Origin of the sequence: Roseobacter sp. OBYS 0001, assembly GCF_019654895.1 — a bacterium.
Lineage (GTDB): Bacteria > Pseudomonadota > Alphaproteobacteria > Rhodobacterales > Rhodobacteraceae > Roseobacter > Roseobacter litoralis.
Genome location: NZ_BPES01000003.1, coordinates 14252 through 35795 on the forward strand (window position 1 = coordinate 14252; position 21544 = coordinate 35795).

Annotated in this window: 15 protein-coding genes and 1 pseudogene; 11 read left to right on the plus strand and 5 right to left on the minus strand. The window is 56.9% G+C overall.

Annotated elements, in window-relative coordinates; translation table 11 throughout:
• Position 1: 1 nt before the first annotated feature.
• From K5Q35_RS07980 to K5Q35_RS08000, 5 genes are all read left to right on the plus strand, one after another.
• On the plus strand, positions 2-1705 hold the full coding sequence (locus K5Q35_RS07980; protein ID WP_220799156.1) for an iron ABC transporter permease: 1704 nt from the start codon (positions 2-4) through the stop codon (positions 1703-1705).
• Positions 1693-2772: an ABC transporter ATP-binding protein gene (locus tag K5Q35_RS07985; protein WP_220799157.1), complete on the plus strand. Its 1080-nt coding sequence runs from the start codon at positions 1693-1695 to the stop codon at positions 2770-2772. Before K5Q35_RS07980 ends, K5Q35_RS07985 begins: the two co-directional genes overlap by 13 nt.
• Positions 2772-3935, plus strand: coding sequence for an MBL fold metallo-hydrolase (locus tag K5Q35_RS07990; protein WP_220799158.1), 1164 nt, complete (start codon positions 2772-2774; stop codon positions 3933-3935). The genes K5Q35_RS07985 and K5Q35_RS07990 overlap by 1 nt, the downstream gene beginning before the upstream one ends.
• Positions 3935-4681: a 5'/3'-nucleotidase SurE gene (locus K5Q35_RS07995; protein WP_220799159.1), complete on the plus strand. Its 747-nt coding sequence runs from the start codon at positions 3935-3937 to the stop codon at positions 4679-4681. The genes K5Q35_RS07990 and K5Q35_RS07995 overlap by 1 nt, the downstream gene beginning before the upstream one ends.
• Positions 4682-4762: 81 nt before the next feature.
• On the plus strand, positions 4763-6112 hold the full coding sequence (locus tag K5Q35_RS08000; protein ID WP_220799160.1) for an HAD family phosphatase: 1350 nt from the start codon (positions 4763-4765) through the stop codon (positions 6110-6112).
• Here K5Q35_RS08000 and K5Q35_RS08005 read toward each other — a convergent pair.
• Positions 6101-6991, minus strand: coding sequence for a sugar-binding transcriptional regulator (locus K5Q35_RS08005; protein WP_220799161.1), 891 nt, complete (start codon positions 6989-6991; stop codon positions 6101-6103). The two genes, K5Q35_RS08000 and K5Q35_RS08005, sit on opposite strands and share 12 nt — an antisense overlap.
• 426 nt (positions 6992-7417) lie before the next feature.
• On the opposite strand from K5Q35_RS08005, the gene K5Q35_RS08010 reads away from it, so the two are divergent.
• Both K5Q35_RS08010 and K5Q35_RS08015 read left to right on the plus strand, forming a co-directional pair.
• Positions 7418-8023 carry a hypothetical protein gene (locus K5Q35_RS08010; RefSeq protein ID WP_220799162.1) on the plus strand — a complete coding sequence of 202 codons (606 nt, stop codon included), beginning with the start codon at positions 7418-7420 and terminating at the stop codon, positions 8021-8023.
• Positions 8024-8224: 201 nt separating this feature from the next.
• Positions 8225-8771, plus strand: a pseudogene (locus tag K5Q35_RS08015) (IS3 family transposase); the annotation flags it as partial.
• Between the two features lie 87 nt (positions 8772-8858).
• Here K5Q35_RS08015 and K5Q35_RS08020 read toward each other — a convergent pair.
• The 3 genes from K5Q35_RS08020 to K5Q35_RS08035 form a co-directional block, all read right to left on the minus strand.
• On the minus strand, positions 8859-13961 hold the full coding sequence (locus K5Q35_RS08020) for an Ig-like domain-containing protein (protein WP_220799163.1): 5103 nt from the start codon (positions 13959-13961) through the stop codon (positions 8859-8861).
• Positions 13962-14969: 1008 nt separating this feature from the next.
• A complete protein-coding gene (locus K5Q35_RS08030) occupies positions 14970-16646 on the minus strand; it encodes a flotillin family protein (RefSeq protein WP_259650495.1) in 1677 nt (558 codons plus the stop codon).
• 50 nt (positions 16647-16696) lie between these two features.
• A complete protein-coding gene (locus tag K5Q35_RS08035; protein ID WP_220799165.1) occupies positions 16697-17410 on the minus strand; it encodes a YqiJ family protein in 714 nt (237 codons plus the stop codon).
• Between the two features lie 191 nt (positions 17411-17601).
• Between K5Q35_RS08035 and K5Q35_RS08040 the strand changes: the two genes are divergently transcribed.
• Positions 17602-17979, plus strand: coding sequence for a helix-turn-helix domain-containing protein (locus K5Q35_RS08040; RefSeq protein WP_220799166.1), 378 nt, complete (start codon positions 17602-17604; stop codon positions 17977-17979).
• 237 nt (positions 17980-18216) lie between these two features.
• Here the strand turns inward: K5Q35_RS08040 and K5Q35_RS08045 are convergent, their stop codons facing one another.
• On the minus strand, positions 18217-19248 hold the full coding sequence (locus K5Q35_RS08045) for an AraC family transcriptional regulator (protein WP_220799167.1): 1032 nt from the start codon (positions 19246-19248) through the stop codon (positions 18217-18219).
• A gap of 176 nt (positions 19249-19424) precedes the next feature.
• Here K5Q35_RS08045 and K5Q35_RS08050 point away from each other — a divergent pair, with 176 nt between their 5' ends.
• From K5Q35_RS08050 to K5Q35_RS08060, 3 genes are all read left to right on the plus strand, one after another.
• Positions 19425-20252, plus strand: a complete 828-nt coding sequence (locus tag K5Q35_RS08050; RefSeq protein ID WP_220799168.1) for an NmrA family NAD(P)-binding protein — start codon at positions 19425-19427, stop codon at positions 20250-20252.
• A gap of 207 nt (positions 20253-20459) precedes the next feature.
• A complete protein-coding gene (locus tag K5Q35_RS08055) occupies positions 20460-20969 on the plus strand; it encodes a DUF1772 domain-containing protein (protein ID WP_220799169.1) in 510 nt (169 codons plus the stop codon).
• 62 nt (positions 20970-21031) lie between these two features.
• Positions 21032-21517 (plus strand): ATP-binding protein, encoded by a 486-nt coding sequence (locus tag K5Q35_RS08060; protein WP_220799170.1) that lies wholly within the window; start codon positions 21032-21034, stop codon positions 21515-21517.
• The last annotated feature ends 27 nt before the right edge of the window (positions 21518-21544 follow it).

Genomic DNA, 21544 nt, shown 5'->3' on the forward strand with positions numbered 1-21544 from the left:
CGTGGCGATACGTGGCAAAACCGATCAGGGCCAGTTTCTGGCCCTAATTTTCCTTATTGGCATCGTCGTTTTTGTACTTTCTTTCCTGCCGATGTTGCGGCTGTTGCAGGAAACCGTATTTCCAGGTGGAGACTTCTCGCTTGATGCGATCCGAGATGGATTATCGGATCAGACAGTTTGGCGCGCGACGCGCAACACGATAGTGGTTGGGATCGGTGGCACCGTTGCGTCCGTCATTCTGGGTGTCACAGTTGCGCTGATCGTGACACTGACCGATATTCGGCAGCGTCAAGCGCTTGTTCTGTGCTTTGTCACACCGCTGATGATTGCGCCACAGGTAACCGCCCTTGCGTGGCTGCAGGTCTTTGGTCCCTCCAGTCCGATTCTGAATTTCTTCGGCATTGCCCCACCGCTGGGCACGCCGAACCCGCTCTATTCTCCCGAGGGCATTATACTGTTGCTTTCGATCCAGTATTCGCCGCTCGTTTTCCTGATCGTGCGTGCCGGGCTGCGCCAGCTTCCTCGCGAATTGGTAGAAGCAGCGCAAAGCGGTGGGGCCGGGCCTTTCCGCGTTGTCGCGACGATTATCCTGCCACTGGCGACTCCGGCGATTGTGGCGGCTGCGGCGCTGACGTTTGTCTCTTGTGTCGGCAACTTTGGCATCCCCGCTTTTCTGGGCATTCCGGCCAATTATCTGGTCTTGCCGACGTTGATCTTTCAACGCCTTGCGGGTGGCGGCCCTGCGGTCCTGTCCGAGGTTGCGGTGCTGTCGATGCTGATCGCGGTCATCGCCATGATCGGGATATTCATGCAGGATTACTTCAGTTCGCGCAGGGATTACCGCATTTCCGGCACCTCGGCATCGCTTGCGCCTTATATGCTTGGGCGTTGGCGTGTGCCTCTTGAAGTGGTCATGTGGCTACTGATGATGATCATTCTTGTGCTGCCCCTTACCGGATTGGTCCTGACCTCGCTGGTGCGTGGGTACGGCGTCACCCTGACCGCCGACAGCGTCACGTTGGACAATTACCGCTTTGTGGTGATGGAACACATCGCGGCGCGGCGTGCCTTTGCCAACAGCTTCATGCTGTCCATTGCGGCGGCTGTCTTCGCCATGTTTGTTGCCATTCCCATTGGATATTTGATCGCGTGGCACAGGGGACGCTGGACCAAGGCGTTAAACATTGTGGTCGAGATGCCGTATGCGCTGCCCGGTGTGGTGCTTTCCATCGCAGCGATCCTGTTGTTCCTGAAACCAATCCCGATTCTGAACGCACAGCTTTACAATACGGTCTGGATCATTCTGTTTGCCTATCTGGCGCGTTTCCTTGTTCTGGGCGTGCGTCCTGTCGTGAACGGCTATCTCCAGATTGATCGTGCGCTGGAAGAAGCAGCGCAAGTGAGCGGCGCGCGGTTGCTCACGCGGATGCGCACGATCATCGTGCCAATGATCGCACCGGCGGCAATGGCAGGTGGGCTGTTGATCTTCATGACCGCCTTTTCAGAGTTGACTGTTTCAGCACTTCTTTGGTCGTCAGGGTCTGAAACACTTGGCGTCGTGATCTTTTCCTTTGAACAGGGCGGCGACACAAAATACGCCGCTGCGATTTCGGCCTTGCTTGTTGCGTTCACGTTTCTGTTGATGCTGACGGCGAACCTTTTTGCCAAGAAACTTCCAAGTGGGGTGCTGCCGTGGCGGGACTAACGATCGACAACGTCACCAAGAAATTTCAGTCGTTTGCGGCGCTAAAGAATGTATCCATCGACGTGCGCGAAGGGGAGTTCCTCGCGGTGCTTGGCCCGTCGGGATGCGGCAAGACCACTCTGTTGCGTATCATTGCCGGGTTCGAGCAGGTTAGTCAGGGCGAAGTCCGGATTGGCGGGAAGGTGGTGTCATCAAGCAATTTTAACGTGTCACCAGAAAAACGCCGTATCGGCATCGTTTTTCAGAACTATGCGTTGTGGCCGCACATGAATGTTGCAGAAAATATCGGCTATTCGTTGAAGGTTGCAAAAGTTCCAAACGCCGAGCGTGAACAACGCGTGGCAGAAGCGCTCAAGCTGGTGGATATGGAAGGATATGGCGAGCGGGCACCTGCCAATCTGTCCGGTGGTCAACGCCAGCGCGTTGCCTTGGCGCGCTGCCTTGTCGCGACGCCCGAACTGGTGCTGTTTGACGAACCCTTGGCCAATCTCGACGTGCATTTGCGCGCATCGATGGAGGATGAGTTTGCCGATTTCCACAAGCGATCGGGCACCACAGTAGTGTATATTACGCATGACCAATCCGAGGCGATGGCTCTCGCGGATAGGATTGCGGTCATGGATCATGGGCAGCTTGTGCAGCTGGATACGCCGCATAAGCTATATCATGAACCCGCCACGCCGATGGTGGCATCCTTTATTTCTCAGGGTATCGTGCTGCCAGTGGACGTTTTGGCAGCGGGAACAGATGGCACCTGTGCGGCAGACTTGTTCGGCCAACCCCTTACCCTGCGATGTCGGCCCAGTGACGGCCCCCGCGCCGGGGCATTGGCCTGCTGCCGGTCTGAGGCTGTCAAAATCGTGGACACCGATGCGCCCGGCTTTGACGGCACGATCACCCGTGTTGTCTATCAGGGTGGGCTGGCGCGGATCGAATTTAGACCTGACGCAGCATCAGACCGGATCGTGCATTTTGTTCAACCCGACCCTGTGACGCTGGAGGTGGGGCAAACTGCACGGCTCGCTTTTGAGGGCGGATGGCTTATTCCTGCGCAGGAGCCAGGCTGATGCAAGTTCACCTTCAGGGCGGCTTTGGCGAGAAGGGGCGCACAAGCGTTTGCATACAAACGCAAGGCTGCAGCGTGATGCTGGATGCCGGGATCAAAGTGGGTGCGGATGATGACAGCTATCACCCCCGGCTTGCACTGCCCGCGCGCGATCTGGACGCTCTCGTCATATCTCATGCACATGAAGACCATGTCGGTGCCCTTTGCTGGCTTGCGGCGCAAGGGTACACCGGTCCGATCTATATGACTGCCGAAACGCTCGCTGAAACGCCGGCGGCACTTGCGCAATACGCGCGGCCTGATGATCTGGCGACCCACCCTCTGGCGTCGATGGACATCAGAACTGTGCAGATCGGGACACGGTTTTCAGTCGGGCCACTTGCTATTGACACCGGCCATTCCGGCCATGTTGCAGGCGGCATGTGGATTGCGGCGTCAGACACGTCCGCAAAAGTGGTCTACTGCGGTGATGTGGTGCCCAATAGCGAGGTCTTCCCGATGACTGCCTTGCCGCAGTGCGATCTGTTGGTGATTGATGCGTCCTACGGAGCCGATCCAGTATCAGCCCATGATCGTGCTATCGCAATTAGAGCGTGGATAGCAACGCATTCAGGGGGGAGTGTTTTGCCGACGCCGCTTGCGGGGCGTTCGCTGGAATTGATCGCGATCCAAGAGGGCCCTTTTGCCATTTCCGGTGATATGGCCGACCCGCTGCTTGCGCAGATCAGGGTAATTTCTGGTCATAACCCCAAAATTACAAAGCGACTGGTCGCCAAGGTAGAACGCGCGCATCTGTGGAATAGGGGCGATCAATTCCCAACTACTCCTTTGTTGGTGCATGACGGCATGGGTGTCGCTGGGCCCGCTGCAACTGCAATTCCCCTGGCGGTGACGCGCCAAACCCCGATGCTATTTACAGGCCATCTGCCCGACGGGTCACCCGGTGCTATCGCATTTGCTAACGGACAGGCAGACTGGATACGTCTGCCCACCCATCCTACGCTGCATGAAAACAATCAAATGTGCGGGACGGTCGATGCAGCTCGTGTTTTTGGCCATTCCTGCGCCACGGCGGATTTGACCGATCTTGCGGACCATATAGACGCGCTGGATCCAACCGCAAAGACCGGGCAAACCCACATCGTAAATGGGAGGGACAGGTAATGCGCATTCTGATCGCCAACGACGACGGCATCGACGCACCGGGAATTGCGCTTGCAGAAGAGGCAGCGCGCCAGTTGTCCGATGATGTCTGGGTCGTCGCACCCGAAGCAAAGCGCACGGCAGCAGGGTCCTCCTTGACTGTTGGTCGCCCGCTATTCATGACAGAAACCGCCCCTCAACGGTTCAGCTGTTCCGGCACGCCCGCCGATTGCGTTGTCACGGCGATGACATGGGTGTTCAAAGACGGAGCGAAGCCCGATCTGGTTTTGTCGGGTATAAACGATGGTCCTAACGTGGCAGAGGATATCGCCTATTCCGGCACGCTGGGCATCGCGCGCGAAGCAACCTTTTGGGGCATCCCCGCAATCGGCATGTCGCGGGTCAAAAACCCGCAGCTTGGCACAGATGATGCCGATTACCTGGCACGATTGATCGGACGGTTATGGCAAGAACGGCAGCACTGGGTTCTTGATGGTCACTGGCTGTCGATCAACTTGCCCGCTGCACTGCCTGCGCAACTCCGGCAGGCCCGTATCGGGCGCGACAAGATCGCGTCAACAAGCGATGTCATTTCCCAAAATGGGGCACGCACCGAATTGCTGGTGCCACGCGGCAGAATGGGCACTGGCAAGGACGGTGATGAAAACGATTTGCTGGGACAAGGACATGCCACGCTGACGCGGCTTTCGTGGTTGGGGCATAGAACTGTCGACGACGCAGTGATGTCGGCGCTAACCGGCAAATAAGAGCGAACGGTGCGACACGGCTTTGCGACGAAATGCGAACAGTGTAATGTTGATCCAACGCTCCCTTAGAGGAAAGTTACCATGAACTCCGCCGCCATTGATAAACTGACAGAAACCTCTCTGCCGACCCGCAAATCCGTGCGCCAGCTTCGTTGGTTCGAAACGTCTTTTCGTGCGCAGATGGCCGCCGTTTCGGCGCAAACCGGACAGCACTACGACCTGAGTGACCAGCGTCTGATAGATACGTTTTTATCTTGGCACCATGCGTTTGACAGAAAGAAACCGGCCTCGCGGATGGTCCGCCGCGCCTATGTCAGTTTTGCCGCTGGTATGATGTTTTACGAACTTTTGCACAAACGACCTGTGTCGGTGCGGACTGGATCAGCACCCGCAGAAGCAAAAACCCCCGCCTTGATGCATCCTGAGGCCTATCTATATGCCTCCTATTGCCATGTGATCCGGCAAGCCATTCTTGGAGAAGACTTCTGGCTTGATACAAACGCGCCGGATCGAATGGATGAAATCGCTATATGGCAGACCTTTTCAAAGGAAACTACGCAGGACCGAGCTGCCGCAATTGCGTTTCTAGACCTTTTTACAAACGGAAGCAGGACCTGGGCCATTCCCAAAATGACGCATTCACAGGGTGGTTTTGGTAATCGGCTCTGGGACCTTGCCGCACGACAAAGCGATGCGGATGTGCCAACGCGTGTTGATATACCAAAGGGAGCAGCCCTGCGGAACATCTCTGATAACGCGCGTTTGGGCCAGATACAGCTTCCTTCTGCCACAAAGCTGGTTTTGATCGCATTCGAGGGGGTCGCAGCACAAACGGACTTGATCGACAGTGAAGAACTGTCTGCCTTGCTCAACGACTATGGTGTGCCGCTGACGCCCCAAGAAACCCGTGATCGTTTTTCCGGCCAACCATTATCATCGGCGCTGACCTATATTGCGGAACGCACCGGGAAATTGTGCCCCAAAGATTTTCTGGAAAAGCTCGACCAGCGTCTGGTTGATCGCGACACGGTCGACCTGGCGCTCACACCCGGTTTTGAACTGTTCCTGGGACGCCTAAAAGCCGCGAACCTTGATGTCGCCATCGTGTCTCATGGTCGGCACCGCCGCGTCGACGCAGCCCAGAACCTGCCCGCCCTCTCAGGGTTAAAATCTGCTGGGCCAATTCATTATCTTGATCCCGCGAACAGGGTGGGAAACGGACTGCGATCGACAATTCGCGCCCGCGGCCATGCCCCTGAAACGGCGATCCTGATCGACGCAAGCAGCACCGGTGTGGGGATGGCAAAAAACTTGTCGATGCCAGTTTTCGGCTTTGTTGATAAAACCCGGATAGCTGATCGCAACATGCTGATTTGTGCAGGGGCTCAAGCGGTTCTGGTTGACTTCGAAGAGTTGACCCTAGGGCGCTGAGTCAACCAGTGTCCGCGCTGTAATCTCGTCTGTCACCAAGGTCGTCGGGGCCAGCGCATTCAGCGCCGCGCGGATAACGGTGATCTTGTTGCTTCCCCCGGACACCAGAATGCGTTTGGGAATATGGGCCAGCTTGTCCAACGAAATTGAGATAACGCGGTTATTGATCGGATGTTCAACCCGCCGTCCGTCTGCATCGATGAAATTGTACAATACATCACCGACCGCACCAGCTTTGGTCAGTGATTTACGCTCTTTTTCGGAGAGATGGCCCTGCTGATACGTTGTCGATGTTTCCGAAATGCCACCAGCGCCGAAAACTGCGATTTCTCCTGACTGTGCCATTTTAAAAACATGATCCAAACCGCTTTGCTGCAGCAAGACATCGCGCGCTTCGGCGCTGTCCACCAAGGCAGGTGCAGGAACAAGGTATCCGTCTGCCTCAAAAAGCTCGGCAAAACGCCAGGCAAATTCTGACGGGTTGAAACGCCGCGCCTCCATGATCCCACCAAGCAGCGAAACCACACGCACATCCCTCAGGTTGCGCCCTTCGATATGCGGCAGGCTTTCGTGCAAGGTCCGGCCCCAGCCAACCCCGATGGTCAGCCCCGCGCGCATCAGCGATGAAATGTGCACCCCTGCTGCTGCTGCAATCACGGGGGTTGGATCAGCTTTTGCATCCGACAAAGGAGCGACAATCGCCCGCTCCAACCCAAACCGCGTTTCCAGATCGCGCTGCAGCGACACCAAGGACGCAAGTTCACCTTTGATCTGGATTGTCGCTTCCCCACGCCGCCGTGCCTCAGAGAGCAGGCGCGTCACTGTGATGCGATTGATCCCAAGGAGGGCAGCGACCTTGCTTTGGGTCTCCCCTTCCATGTAATAGATCCAAGCTGCACGCAGTCTCAGTTCGTCTCCGGTATCGGTTTTCGAACGTTGTTTAGTCGCATGCGACAGAGTTTTGCGGACGCGGCCTACCATACAAACAGGAAACGCGATTTAGCTTGCCGTCGCAATAGAAAAACAGTTCGGGTTGGCTTTTCCATATGCGGTTTCTATCAGACCCGTGGGCCGTCACATTCGTCGAGCCAAATGGTTTTTTGCTTTAATTACAGGCAATTTTCACGATTCCGGACGCAGCGGCATTGTGTTACAATAAACGGGTAATCCCCGCTTTGTAACGATATCGGGGGCAAGAAGGATCAACATCAGATGGCACTACGCTTTCCATATCCCGGTGAACTCGCTTTGCCACTGCGTGATCTGATGCGGGGTGCGCAACAGATATCTCATATTCCCATGACAATGGCTGCGCCTGTGGTGTCTCACTTGCCGGAGCCATTGCGTAGCACCTTGTCCGAAATTGGATTAAAGGCAGAAGACATTTACAAGTCCAGCTTGCAAATGTGGCACCCGAAAAATACGGAAATTCAGCAGGCCGCCAGGTTGTTGGCTGAGCCGTCGCTTTCAGATTTGGCAGTGTTTGGTCGCGTGGTTTCCTGGGCAATGGAGGTGGCACTGGCGCAGGATCAGCAGGACTCTTTCTTTGTAAGCGAAACAGTGGTGACACTGGCGCTGAAGGACACGCTGGACGACGTTAAGTGCGAAACATGTGCCGCAACCCGTGCGGCAGGTGTGTTTCTCGCTGTTGTCGCACAGGGGCTTGGACCTTCGACGCAAAGACTGCCAATCTCCCGGATGTCTCCGGCGCGGTCTGTTCGGCTGCGCTCCGCAGCTTTTTCCGCAATGCTGTTTCTGCTGGCAGAACGGGCGAAAAGCGCCGACGAAGAAATGAAAATCCTGAGCTATGCTATTACCATCACAAACCTGATCGCCGAAGATATTCACGCTGCAGGTAAGGACACTGCCCAAATTACCAGTCTTCTACGCAGTCACGCAAAGATGATATAATCGGGACTGGTGCATTAACTGCGGAATTTTTTCGCTGGATGTTCTGAAGAGACCTCATCAGGTTCTGTCGCAAAGTATTCGCGGCTGGTTAGATTGGCTCGCGCGTAGTGGATGCGTGTTTTTGTTATTGAAAGCAAGTGCTTAATGATCCTTCCCCACTGAACTGGTCCGCCGTTATAATTAAGAAACGGAGGATCAATTATGGGGATCAAACGACACAAGCCGGAAGAGATTGTCACGAAGTTGCGGCAGGTTAAGGTGCTGTGTGGCCAAGGGATGCCGCGTGTTGATGCAATCAGACAGGTGCAGATAATGGAACAGACATATTATCGCTGGCGTGCGCGGTATGGGAACTGACCAACTTAAAGAGCACAAACGGCTTCAGAAGGAGAATGACCGGCTGCGCAGAGCCGTGTCGAACTTGACGCTGGACAGGATGATCCTGTCGAAAGCTGCACCGGGAAACTATTAAGCCCGTCACGTCGGCACGCCTGTATCGATCACTTCCGGGATAACATCATGGTCTCGGAACGGCGGGTCTGCCGCGTTGTGGAACAGCACCATGACAGCCGGCTCTGGCTTAACGACGGCGCATGTGTCCGGTTGCGACCTGAGTATTGCAATCACGTTTGCTTGTATGACTTCCATGCACCACCGGACCGATGACGGGAAGGCATTCCGGACCTTGAACATGCTGGATGAGCACAGCCGGGAATGCTTGGCGATCCGTGTGACGCGCAAGATGAACTTAGGGCCGTAACACCTTCGGAATGTCGCTCGTTTGGAAGCTTTGTGGCAAAGCGGCGCCGCCCGTGAGCGGCGCCACACTGGTATTTTAAGTGAACAGGAACGCGTCAACAGGCAGGAAATCCGCGATGTCGATGATCCCGTCGAAACGCGCGGCCTCTGCCACGGCAGCGCCTGTAACGAGGTAGGCCTCGCCCGCATCGCTGCCCCTTAGATCGCCGCGCCATGAAGAGAGCAGTATATCATCGCGCCCGTCGCCATCGATATCTCCGGCATCTGCCACGCTCCATCCTGCGGTGTTGTCCTCGCCGAGGCCAAGGATTTTGATGCCTTCGTCGGGCGTCATATCGGCAAAGTGGAAAAAGCCATCACCCGCAGCGGTGAAATCCGCTGCCAAGGCCTCGCCGAAGACGAGATAGGCACCGCCACTTTCGCCCAACCCATAGGCACCGACAAGCACATCAGGCGCACCGCCGCCATCGACATCACCCGCCGTTGAGACCGAGAACCCGGTCAGGTCCCGCTCATCCGCACCGACAAAGCGCACCCCGCGCCCGCCAGACAGATCAGAGACATCAACCGACACATCAAGGCCCGGCAGTGTTTCGGCCGTCAGTGCGGCACCTGACAGCAGATAAGCCTCCCCGCCGAAGGGGATGCCATCCGCATCAGACAGATACGCGCCAAAGAGCACATCGCCAAAGCCGTCACCATCAATATCGCCCGCATCCGCGAGACCCCGACCAAGCGCATTCCCTGCCTCAGGGCCATAAATGACAAGGCCCTCTCTGTTGGTCATTGTGCCTGCATCGATTTCGCCGCCGGTACCGCGCGCGGCGAGGATTGCTGAGCCAAAGATCACGGCACCGACCCCGTTTTGTGCGCCGGAGCCGTCCGGCGACCCGGTCCAACCCCCTGCGATCACGTCCAGCAAGCCATCTCCGTCCACATCGCCCGCACCGGACACCGCAAAACCCAGCAGGTCCTGCGCCTTTGCACCGGTAATGGTGACACCATCGCCGCCGGACAGATCGCCAAGCGCAATTTCACCGTCGCCGTCTTCGCCGGTCTCTGCGACAATGGCAGACCCAAAGACGACATGGGTTTCGCCCCTGCGCCCGTCGGCTTGGCCTGCACCGATGATGATGTCATCAAAGCCATCCCCATCCAGATCACCAAGGGCTGCGACCTGATGCCCGGCATAATCAAGGATCGCAGAGCCGGTGAGCGTCACGCCCTGATCCGGTGTCAACGCCCCGAGATCGATGGCGGTTTCAGTCGCGCGTGCATCTTCGATCGCGTCGCCGAAGACGACAAAAGCGCGTCCTGCAAAGATATTGGCACCAAACGCGCCCACAATGACATCCGCGCGGCCATCTCCATCGACGTCGCCCGCGTCGGCCACGCTCCACCCTGCGAATTCGGCGTTGAGAGCGCCCTGCAAGAGGACCCCAGCGCCCTCCGAAAGGTCACCAAGGTCGAACGCCGCAAAACCGTTGGTTGGTTCCAGCGCACCTAGCGTGGCTCCGTCGAGCACATAGGCCTCACCGGGTGACAGCAGCGCATCGCGGTCTGCGCTGAAGGCGCCGATGACAACCTCTGGCGTGCCGTCACCGCTCATATCCCCGGCGGTGGAGACCGAGATGCCCGCGTTGTCGCCCGCGTCTATCCCCGTCAGCGCAACTACCGAGAGCGGCTGAACCGAGATATCTGCCCGCGTCAGCACCGTGTCGCGCAGGACAACCGTGGTTGCGCCATAGGCCAACGTCGTGTCGCCCGTGAACGTATTGTAGCTGAGACTGTAGTCCGACGCGTCCGCGAGACGGATGCTGTCGACACCGGCCTCAAAGTCGGTGATCACATCCCGCCCGTCCGCAGTGCCGAAATGGAAAATGTCTGCGCCCTGTCCGCCCACGAGGCGGTCATCATCGCCACCGCCCGTGATCACATCATCGCCGTCACCACCAAAGACGAGGTCGTTTCCGGAGCCGCCGGTCAGCCTGTCATTGTCAGCGCCGCCCGCGATGCGGTCCGCACCCGCGCCGCCGTTGATCTCGTCACGGCCATCATTGCCGCGCAAGACATCCGCCCCGTCGCCCCCTTCAATGTCATCATGGCCGGTGCCTGCATTGACACTGTCGTCGCCGTTGCCGCCGCTGATAACGTCGTTGCCTACGCCCCCGTTGATGATGTCGTTGCCGTTTCCACCGTCGAGCATGTCGTTGCCGGCACCGCCGCCCAGAACGTCCGCGCCGTCTTCGCCAAAGATCGTGTCATCGCCTATCCCGCCAAAGGCCCGGTCATCGCCTGAGCCTGCGGAAATGAAGTCCGCGCCGTCCTGACCCAGCAACTGGTCGTTTCCGTCGCCACCGGCCAGACCGTCATCACCTTTGCCTGCGATGATGAGGTCGTCACCTGCGCCACCGGACAAACGATCATTACCGTCGCCACCAAACAGCCTGTCATCACCGCCGTTACCCGCAAGAAAATCGTCGCCGCCACTGCCCCCAAGGGTATCGTCGCCGTCGGCACCGCGCAGCAGGTCGCTGTCTTCGGTGCCGCGCAAAACCGTGTCACCGGGCAGTGGGGTATCGGCAGTGGCGAAGTTGAAGGTTGAGGTGTCGCCGGGTGCGATGGCTGGAAGCGGCTGTCCTGTAGTGTCTTCGAATACGCCTTCATCGAATTCGACCGCGTAGCGCGCGTCCGGACGGAAGTAGTTGGCGGTCGTAACAGTGGCCACATCGCCATCAATCTGAACGAACAGCGGATCGGCAACGTCAACGACCAGAACGTCCGATGGATCGTCACGGTTCACAAAGCGGATCTCGCCTGTGCCGCGTTCTATGGTCTCAGTGAAGGTGAGCAGGACAGATGTTCCCGGATCCACATCGCGGCCATTATCCGCAGGATCGGATGACAATAGAAACGGGCGGGCGTCGGCGTCAAAATCAATGACCGCCGGTGTCGTGGTGGTTCCGCTGACCTCATAGCCGAGACGCCCATCCGAGCCTGAACCCCAAGTATAGACTGTTCCATCGGCGGCAACCGCGATGATGTGGTTTGGCCCGGTGGCAATCTCTACGATCTCAACATCGTCCAGTTCGGCAATCTTGGTCGGATAAAAGGTTCCATCGGTTTCGGTCGCGGGGTCGCCGTCCAGACCACCCGTTGGGCCCCGGTCATTCGGACCCCAGGCATAGACATCGCCATCCTCCGTAAGGGCCACGGCCCAGCGGGCGCCGCCCTTTACGTCTATGACGGCACCGGGGATGTCGATTTCAACCGGGGTCAGGATCTTATCCTCCGTCGGCATGAAAGTGTTGTCGCCATTGTCCGTGCCGATCAGAAGCTGACCGAAGGAATTCTCCCCCCAGCCATAAAGCTGCCCGGATGCAGAGACCGCGTAGGATGTTTGCGTGGCGGCTGCGACGGCTATGAGATCAGAGGGAAGCCCTTCAATCAGAACCGGGGACAGCACCTCGCGCACCGGGGTGCCGTCGACCTGCTCCGAGGGTGCGGCCTGTCCGTCGATGTTGGAGCCGAAGCCATAAACCAACCCGTCCTCCGTCAAGGCCAGCGCATGCGACGTGCCCGCAGCAACCGCAAGCACGCGGCCCGGCAGATCGATTTCGGTGGGCACAAGACGTTCGTCTTCGTCCCCCTGACCCAATTGGCCGGAGGTGTTCTGCCCCCAGGCATAAAGCGCGCCATCGCCGGTGATGGCGTAAGAGGCACCATTGCCCATCTCAATGACCGACACCGGTTTGTCATCCAGAACGCCGGTAATTTTCTCAGGCACAAGGCGGGCGTCCTCATCGCCAAGACCAAGGCGACCGGAATTGCCAAAGCCCCATGTGTATACATCGCCGTCAGCGGTCAGGAATGCTGCATGGATCAGACCCGCAGAAACGGATGTGATGGCGCCATCAAACCCTTCCGGCAGCGTGACCGCGACCGGTGCCGGGATATCATAGCCCGCAACGCCCTGTCCAAGCTGGCCCAGGACGTTTTCGCCCGTCGCCGTCAGTGTGCCAGTCTCAGCGTCCAGAAAGACCGAGAAATGGTTGCCCGCACCGACGCTCGTATGCGCTGTGGCCACTGTGCCTTCGTAAAAAGAGACCGAGCGCGGCCGCTCCAGCGTGTCTTCGTCAAATGCGCGCGAGGCAAGGACGTTGGTTTCACCGACGTCAAAGTAATCGCCGTCGCCATTCACGTCGGTCAGAATATAGACATTGTCCCCAAAGGCATCGAAATCATTGGACGTCAGGGCGATCCGGCCCGCGCCATCCGCTGCGACCGAAAAGGCGGCGAATGTCTCGAACACACCCGGCAGCTGGCTGGAATTCCAGATCGTGACAGTCTCATTTGGCTGGTCGATGGCACCGGACCCGTCCAGATCGCTGAAGCGCACCAGATCGTGGCCATCATCGTCGCCATCCAGCCACTCAAGCACGACAACGCTTTCACCGTCTGCTGCGGCGGTGAAATCAATGGGCGCGCCGGTTGATGTCTTCTCGGCGAAGGTTGAGAACTCATCGGCCTCGATGACGCCCGATCCGTCGGTATCCTCGAAGGTATAGATTGAGTCCTCGGCGCTGCCAGAGGGATCAATCAGATACCCGCGCGCACCGATGAATGACAAATCAAAAGGCGATGACGTCGGCACGACCGCGCTGAGGTCCAGCCAAAGCGACGCTTCGCCGGCATCCTCAGCATCCCCGTCGCCATTCAGGTCCACCGTTCGGTAAATCCCGTCCTGTGGGCGCGACGACACACCTGCATTCACGACATAGATCGCACCGTCCGGCCCCTCGGCGACGCCGTTCGGGGTGGGCAGTGTGAAGGCGGCATCATTGCCTCCTTGTGAAAACCACAGGCGTGCCTCGCCTGCATCATTGGCATCCCCGTCACCGTTCAGATCAAAGAGGCGATAGACCGCGTCAGTATCCCCATCCCCGATGTAGACTGCACCGTCCGAAGCCTGAGTGAGATTCAGAATATTGCCTGTCGGAACATCCAGCCCGCTTGCGTTTTCGCCATCGAAAAACACGACCCGCTCTCCGGCGTCGGCTGCATCCCCATCGCCATTGGTATCCGCGAGCAGGTAAACCTTGTCGCTTCCTTCAACCGATCTGGACCCCTGATCTCCAAGTAATACGCCATCAACTGGCCCGTTCAGCACACGCGTCATCGCAATTCCCCCGATAGTCAACGTGACAGGGGCACAGTGCCAACTTGGCCCGCCCCCTAATCATTTGGTTTTCGGCTGGCCGCAAAATCGCTGAGCTGGCTGTATGAAGAAACAAGTGAAAGAAGTTGCCATGAATGTCAATCCGACAAAAACAATCGGAAATTTTCCTGCACGGCCAATTCGACCAGTTTATGCGTTGATTTGTGTAATGTCGGCGCTCGCATAAACAAACAACGCGCCGATCCAGCGTGGTGTTTGTTGAGGCTGAAGGCAAAACCAACCGTTTCTCGACGCAGCTATGGGTCTGCATGTCAGCAGTAAGTGCAAAGGAGAGTCCTTTCCTGCTGTCTCGGGAGTTGAAAAACAGTGGGGGTCATGAAGCCCTAAGTGGCGTTGGTGAAAGCCTTTCATCTAAGACGGCAGCCCTGACAACCGCAACATGGTGCGCGCCTCTTGGAGACCATCTCATGTGCTGTTTCTTTCCCATGCGCACATCGGCACCCGCTGCGATTCTGACCTAGCGAGGCAGCGCATGGTCCCCGCCAGAAAGAACAGTGACTGCAACGCCACCCTCCCAACCAGAGGTTTTCAGGCTGCACCGCAGGTGTTCATTCGGGTGAGCTGCACCCATTTGGCTCAATCCAAACCGCCGTTTTTCAGCTGTTTCACTTTCAGGACCCGAGGCGCTTGCCCCACCCAAACACCGTTTCAATCCGGATACGAATTTCAAAACAAATCCTCCTGCCACGTAGCCAACAGGGTAGACCGAGTTCAATTCAACTCCCCAGAGCTTTTCCACTCCTGATACGCGGCGGTCATGCGCAACGGGCGTCATCTGGCTCGGTCCTTCCAAACCGGCATTGGTTCTGCGGGCATTCGCATTCGCCAAAGTCCGCTTTCGGAAGAAAGACAAAAGTGCCTTCTTTGGGGTGTTCAGCAATGCTGCCTATGCGCGTTTATGACAGAGACGCGAGGACTTCGAATTTACTCGAAATCCTCGCTCTGAGATTATGACTTCACCGCTTCTTTCTCGATTGCATCCGCGGAAGGAATGGAGGGCTCTTTGGCTTCGGAGATGCCTATTGCGCCGTTCGCAACGCCAGCCAAACCGTTTTCAAGGCTGATCCCCAGTTCTTTGCCGAGCGCTTGCATGGCAGGCATCTGCAACGCCATGCCAAGCACAGAGTCGAGCGCTTGATTGACAGGTGTGCCACCGCTCCCTGATGTGTCGCCAGGCGCGCCATGGCCCATACCTGTGACTTGGTGGATTTTGATCGAGTCGATCTTTTCGGCAGGTTTCACCATCTCAGCAATGATCGCGGGCATGGCTTCGAGACTTGCCAAGCGGATTTTCATCGCGATTATCTCAGCGCTCAGCTCGTTTTCGGAGTTCGCGATTGCGGTTTGACCTTCAGCCGTTGCAAGCATATCAGTTTTCTTCGCTTCAGCGCGGACCATCGTTGCGTTGGCATCAGCCTGCGCTTCTTCCAGCTTGGCTGCAGCACGATCGCTCGCAGCATCTTTTTCAGCGGTCGCGGCAAGACGAATGCCAGTTGCTTGACGCTCAGCTTCTTTCTCGGCCTCAATCAAGGTGATCTGCTTCTGACGCTCAGCGGTTGCGACTGCACGGGCCGTCTCAATGGCTTCGGACGCCTTGATAGCCTCTGCACGGGCGCTGTCGGCAGATGCGCGGGCTTGGCTTTCTTCTTCAGATTTACGGGCAACGATAATCTGGCGGTCTTGATCAGCGACCTCAAGCTCGCGTTCTTTTGCAATCTCAGCTTCGCGGATTGCGCGTTCGCGCTCAATCTCGGAGGATCGCACGGCCCGTTCACGCTCAATGCGGGCTTGGTCTTTGGCTTGATCTGACGCTTCTTGATTGCGGGCGATCTCAGCCTCTTGGCTGGCTTGCAATGTTTGGATCTCGCGTATTTGCGTGATGGACGCTTCTTTCTGTTCACGATCGATCTGATATTTCAGCTTCTCCGCTTCCATTTCGGAGCGGGCCACAGATACGTCAGCTTCAGCTGTGATTTCAGCACGTTGCTTACGGGAGGTGGCAATCACCGCCGCCAGTTTTTGCATACCAACGGCGTTAAAGGCGTTGTTTTCATCAAGCGATTCAAACGGTGTTTGGTCAAGTGCAGTCAGGGAAACAGCTTCAAGCTCAAGCCCGTTTTTCAGCAAGTCCTCAGATATCGCGTTCTGCACTTCCTGCACAAAGCTTGCCCGGTTCTCGTGCAGCTCATCCATGCTCATCTGGGCGGCCACAGCGCGCAGACCATCAATCAGCTTACCTTCAATCATCTCACGCAATTGCTCTACATGGAATGTTCGGTCGCCAAGGGTCTGCGCCGCGCGTGAGATGCCATCGTCCGTCGCATTCACGGAGACATAAAACTCAACACCAACGTCGACACGCATCCGGTCTTTGGTGATCAAAGACTGATCGTTTGTGCGCGCCACTTCGAGGCGTAGAGTCTTCATGTTGACCTTCGAAACTTCATGCAAGAACGGGACCACGATGGTACCACCGTCCATGATCACTTTGCGTCCACCGGACCCGGTGCGAACAAGGCTCATTTCACGCGTCGCGCGTTTATAAAGGCGGGCCATGATGAGGCCGATGAAGATAAGAAGGCCGACAATGATGCCAGCGACGGTAAGGATTGATGTAAGCTCCATAGAATACTCCATTGTTTTTATGAATTTGAATTTCAGGTTGAATGTTAAACCTAAATGACGAAGAACTTGTCGCCACGTTTGCGGATCAACGTCACATTGCTGCCCTTAGGAAAGACGTCATCATCGTGTAAGGGTTCGACCCGGAGGTAATGCATATTGCCGTGGCGATCCTTGATTTTGACTTCGGCGGGTTTGCCGCGCGCAGCCGTACCTTGGGTGATGGTTCCAAGATGCCCGCCCAGAAAGCGCGTACGTATCGCGCTCGTTTCGGTTTTGGGCATGATGAGCGCGACCCAATTGGCGATGACCCGAGTGATGGCGATTGATGGTATCAGGGCGACCACAACGGCGAGCGACGTAAAAAGGGGTGCGCCTAGGGCATTGGTTGCAATCGACTGAATGATCAGACCGATCAAGCCGAACATGGTCAGAAAGGATACAAGCCAAATCAGGAAGGGGACATCGCGTATGCCAAGCCAACTGAGAAGCCCGGAGGGGCTGGTCGGCGTTTCAATGCCGTCCGCTGGCATACTAAACCCGTCAGTATCGATATCTACTGACAGATCAAAGTCCGCCTCGACGTCTATATCTGGCCCTTCACCACCCAAGCCAAGAATCGTGGCACCCAGCAATAAGCTCACGATCTCAAGGAGAAACAGTCCGGCCGTTAAGGCTAAGGCAAGTGCAAATGGGTATGATTCCGGCGTTAGAAATGTATCGAGCATAGTGATCCTCTCAATGTACATATATGCATAGAATGCCATAATTGTTAGGTATAAGTAGGCATATTTTTGAATTTCATGATAAATATATTGATTTAGTGGGTGCCTTATCTTAACTTATCCGCACGGTGCATTACAACGTTTGCTCAAGGAGCATAATGCCAGACTTCATGCAACGCAGACGCTTGGCGCGGATACTAGACCGCACGGCGCAACAGCTCGGGAGGCAGCAGGTGCCTGAGAAAGGCTGGATCGCAACAATGCGGTTGGCCTTGGGTATGTCTGCGGAGCAATTGGCGGTGCGCAAAGGCGTTAGCCGCAACGCAATATATCAAGCAGAGCGGAGTGAAAAAGAGGGATCAGTATCACTGAAGCAAATGGAATCTTTGGCTGCTGCGATGGGCGGTACATTCGTCTACGCCATTGTTCCGGACGCGCCCATTGAGCAACTTAAGTACCGTCAAGCTATGCGACGTGCGCGCGACATGGCCGCACAAGAGCCTGGTTTTGCGACTTGGACAAGTGATGACCAGCAAGACTGGATTGATGACGCGGCTGCACAACAGCTGCATGATATGCCGACAGACTTCTGGAACAATGACGAGGAGTGAGGTGTCCCGACCTTAGTTGAAATCCAATCAATTTGATCACGGTTATGGGTCGAAAGCGGCGGTTGATCTGATCCGGGTGAAGCTTTGGAGTGTCCGCAGAACGCTCTTCGACCAACCCCTGATTTCGCGCTTGCAGCGAGCGGCAGGAAAGTGGGCTGCGACCGCAGCAATTTAAGACCACGACCAACGTCCGGAATGGGCCGCTGGGTTACCGTAATGCCAAGTCTTTTCCGGGCCTCAGTGTTTGATCTGCGAGGTGGGGAAGGCATTCATCAATTTTGCTTTACGATAGTGTGCAGGCGTCGTCCCGAGCCATCGTTTGAAGGCACGTGTGAATGAACTTTGCTCCGAGAAGCCGGTGAGAAACGCAACCTCTGCCAGCGAATACTGCTCATCCCGCAGCAAGCCTTCGGCCAGCTCACGGCGGGTCTCCTCGGTGAGGGTCTGAAAACTCAAACCGTGTTCCGAGAGGCGGCGATGGAAAGAGCGGGCGCTCATGCCCAGACCTTTGGCAATGTCTGCGACTCGCGGCGTGCCTTCGTTCAAAGCCTGTGCAATCGCGTTTCTTGCATCACCAACTACCTGAGGTGGCGTCTTGAGTTTTGTCAGCTGGGTATCGAGGTCTGACATCAAGTATCTCGAGATGCCTTCGTCGCCGAGGATGTTAGGCCGCTCCATGGCCTCATGGGAGATGAGGACCGCATCAAGATCGGCACCAAAATGGACCGGGCATCCAAACCACGCCTCGTGAAAGACCTTGGATTTGGGTTCTTTGTGCTGAATGAGAACTTCGACGGGGCTGAAGGGGACCGGGCAGACCTGCCGCGACAAGGAGACCGCGCTGGCGAGGGTAGCTTCGTTCGAAAGGCGTAGCCCCAGACGCCGTTCGCCCTCTCTGTGCAACATAAAGAGAATGCCGCGGGTATCGTTTCGAAGCTCGTACGTCACGACACCCGTCCAGATCCGGGCATAGCGGTCAACCCGCGAGCAAGACGCCTTCAGAGTAGGCGCTGCTTTCCACGCAAGGCCAAGTGCGCCATATTCATCGCATCGCATGGATGCGCCGACATGAACCGGGAGCTCGGTCACGTCGATCTGTTCAGCCATGCCTTCGAGCATTTCGTAATAGGTAGTTGCAGCGATCATGACTTTCGGGTCCCACGGCGCATCAGGATCAATGCCTGCACGCTCCAGTGTCGCCCTCTGGTCTATGCCTCTACCGGCAGCAGCGACCATCTTCCGCGCGAAGAGCGAGGTTACATAGGCCATGATCAAGATCCGTATGTTGCGTGAAAGATATGCATGATCAATTGATAGCTTCCCAAAACCAGTATGTCACAGGACGCTGTTGGCACAATCGGTCAAAACCTTGGCAGCGGCGGTCAATAATCGGACGCATGGGTCCGATTACTCCTTGAGCATCGCAGGCAAAAAGGAGTTATACCATGCAATCCCAAACCATCCTCGTCGTCGGCGCCAATGGAAAGACCGGATCGCGCGTTGTTGCAAAGCTTGAAAAAGTGGGTGCCCTTGTCCGGCGCGGTTCCCGCAATGCGGCAATCCCGTTCGATTGGGAAACCCCGGCCACCTGGGCGCCCGCTTTAAGCGGTGCATCCAAGGCCTATGTCACATATTTCCCCGACCTCGCTTTCCCGGGCGCTGTAGAGAAACTCGAAGCCTTCACCAAAGTGGCGGCGGCCAGCGGTCTTGAACATGTTGTGCTTCTCTCCGGGCGCGGTGAGCACCATGCGCGTCTTGGCGAAGAGGTCGTCCAGGGCTCAGGCATACCCTTCACTCTGGTGCGTTCCGCGTGGTTCGCGCAGAACTTCAGCGAAGGCTATCTGCGTGATCCGATCCTCGCAGGGGTTCTGCCCATGCCAGGTGGCGCCATCGCCGAGCCAATTATCGACATTGATGACATCGCAGATGTCGTCGTCGCGGCACTCACGGAAGATGGGCATACCGGTCAACTTTACGAGGTGACTGGGCCGCGCCTGATGAGTTTCGCAGAAATGGCAGAGGTGTTGTCGTCCGCCACAGGTCGCCCCATCCGGCATTTGCCGATCACGTTTGAAGATTTCCACGCCAATGTTGCAGCCTCGGGGGGTGACTTCGTCGCCGATGTTTTTACGGCGATTGCGCGCGAGACGCTCGACGGGCGCAATGCGCATGTGGCCGATGGCGTGGAGCGCGCGCTTGGCCGGGGACCGCGCGACTTTGCTGATTTCGCAGCTGTGGCCGCCTCGAGTGGGGTCTGGAACGCTGCGGCGTGATTGGCTTCCTCATCCGAAAGGAAACCCTTATGTCTGCTACTGTTTTTAACAAAAATGCCCTTGGGGCCCCAGGTCTGACGGGTGGTGGCACAGGCGCCTTCATTCTGGCCGCGCCACACGCGCTTTTTGTCAGCTGCGGCGTCACTTTTGGCGGTTGTTCGTCCTTCGCGCCCGCCACCGCCGTCACCAAAAAATAGGAGAAATATCATGTCGCCACTCGTTTTCGTGCTGCTACAGCTTTCCATTCTCGCCTATGCGATCGTTGGTGGTGTTTTTCTGGCCTTCTCTGACTTTATCATGCGCTCGCTCTCCCATGCCGGCGGAACAGGCGGCGTTGAAGCCATGCAAGTCATCAATCGCGAGGTCTTTCGCTGGGTTTTCATGACGCTTTTTCTCAGTATGGCCGTCGTGTCGGTATTCGTCGTCGTTTACAGCGCGACGTACCTTGCCGGTGGACCGGGAAGGCTCATCCTGCTTGGCGCACTGGTCTACCTGTTCGGGTGCTTCGCCGTCACAGTGTTCTTTAATGTGCCGATGAACGAGGCGCTTGCAGGCATGGAGCTGTCAGCAGACGCGACCCGCGACTACTGGACCGGCACCTACCTGCCGCGTTGGACCATGTGGAACACGGTGCGCACGCTGGCCTGCTCGTTGGCCGCTGCGATGATGCTTTTTGGGCTTGTCTGGCTTACACAGTCGCACATACGACTGGTGTGAAGCGGTTGGTTGCCCTCATAGTAGGGCGGCCGTTTCGATTGTTTGAATACTGGAGGTCAGATATGTCCCAAAAGTCCCCCATGCTCCACATGGTCTGTGGAAAAATCGCATCCGGGAAATCCACGCTATGTGCAAAGCTCGGTGCGTCCGCAGGCACAATCGTTATATCTGAAGATGACTGGCTCAGCGCGTTGTTCGCCGACCAGATGAAAGACGGAGCCGATTACGTGCGATACGCGTCCAAACTGCGAACGGCGATGGTTCCGCACGTGTCGGCTCTGCTGAATGCGGGACTAACGGTGGTTCTGGACTTTGCTGCCAACACTGTCGCGCAACGAAAATGGATGCTGGATGTTGCTCGCGCCAGTAACGCGGGGCATCAGTTGCACTACCTGGATGTGCCGGACACCGTCTGTCTGGAACGCCTTCGCGCCCGCAATGCCGAGGGAAATCATGCCTTCGCGGCGACCGAGGAACAGTTCAGGCGGTTCACGGCGCATTTTCTGCCGCCCACTGAGGATGAGGGTTTCAACATAGTCCATCATTGAACGTAGTTTTTCAGTCTAATCCGATGC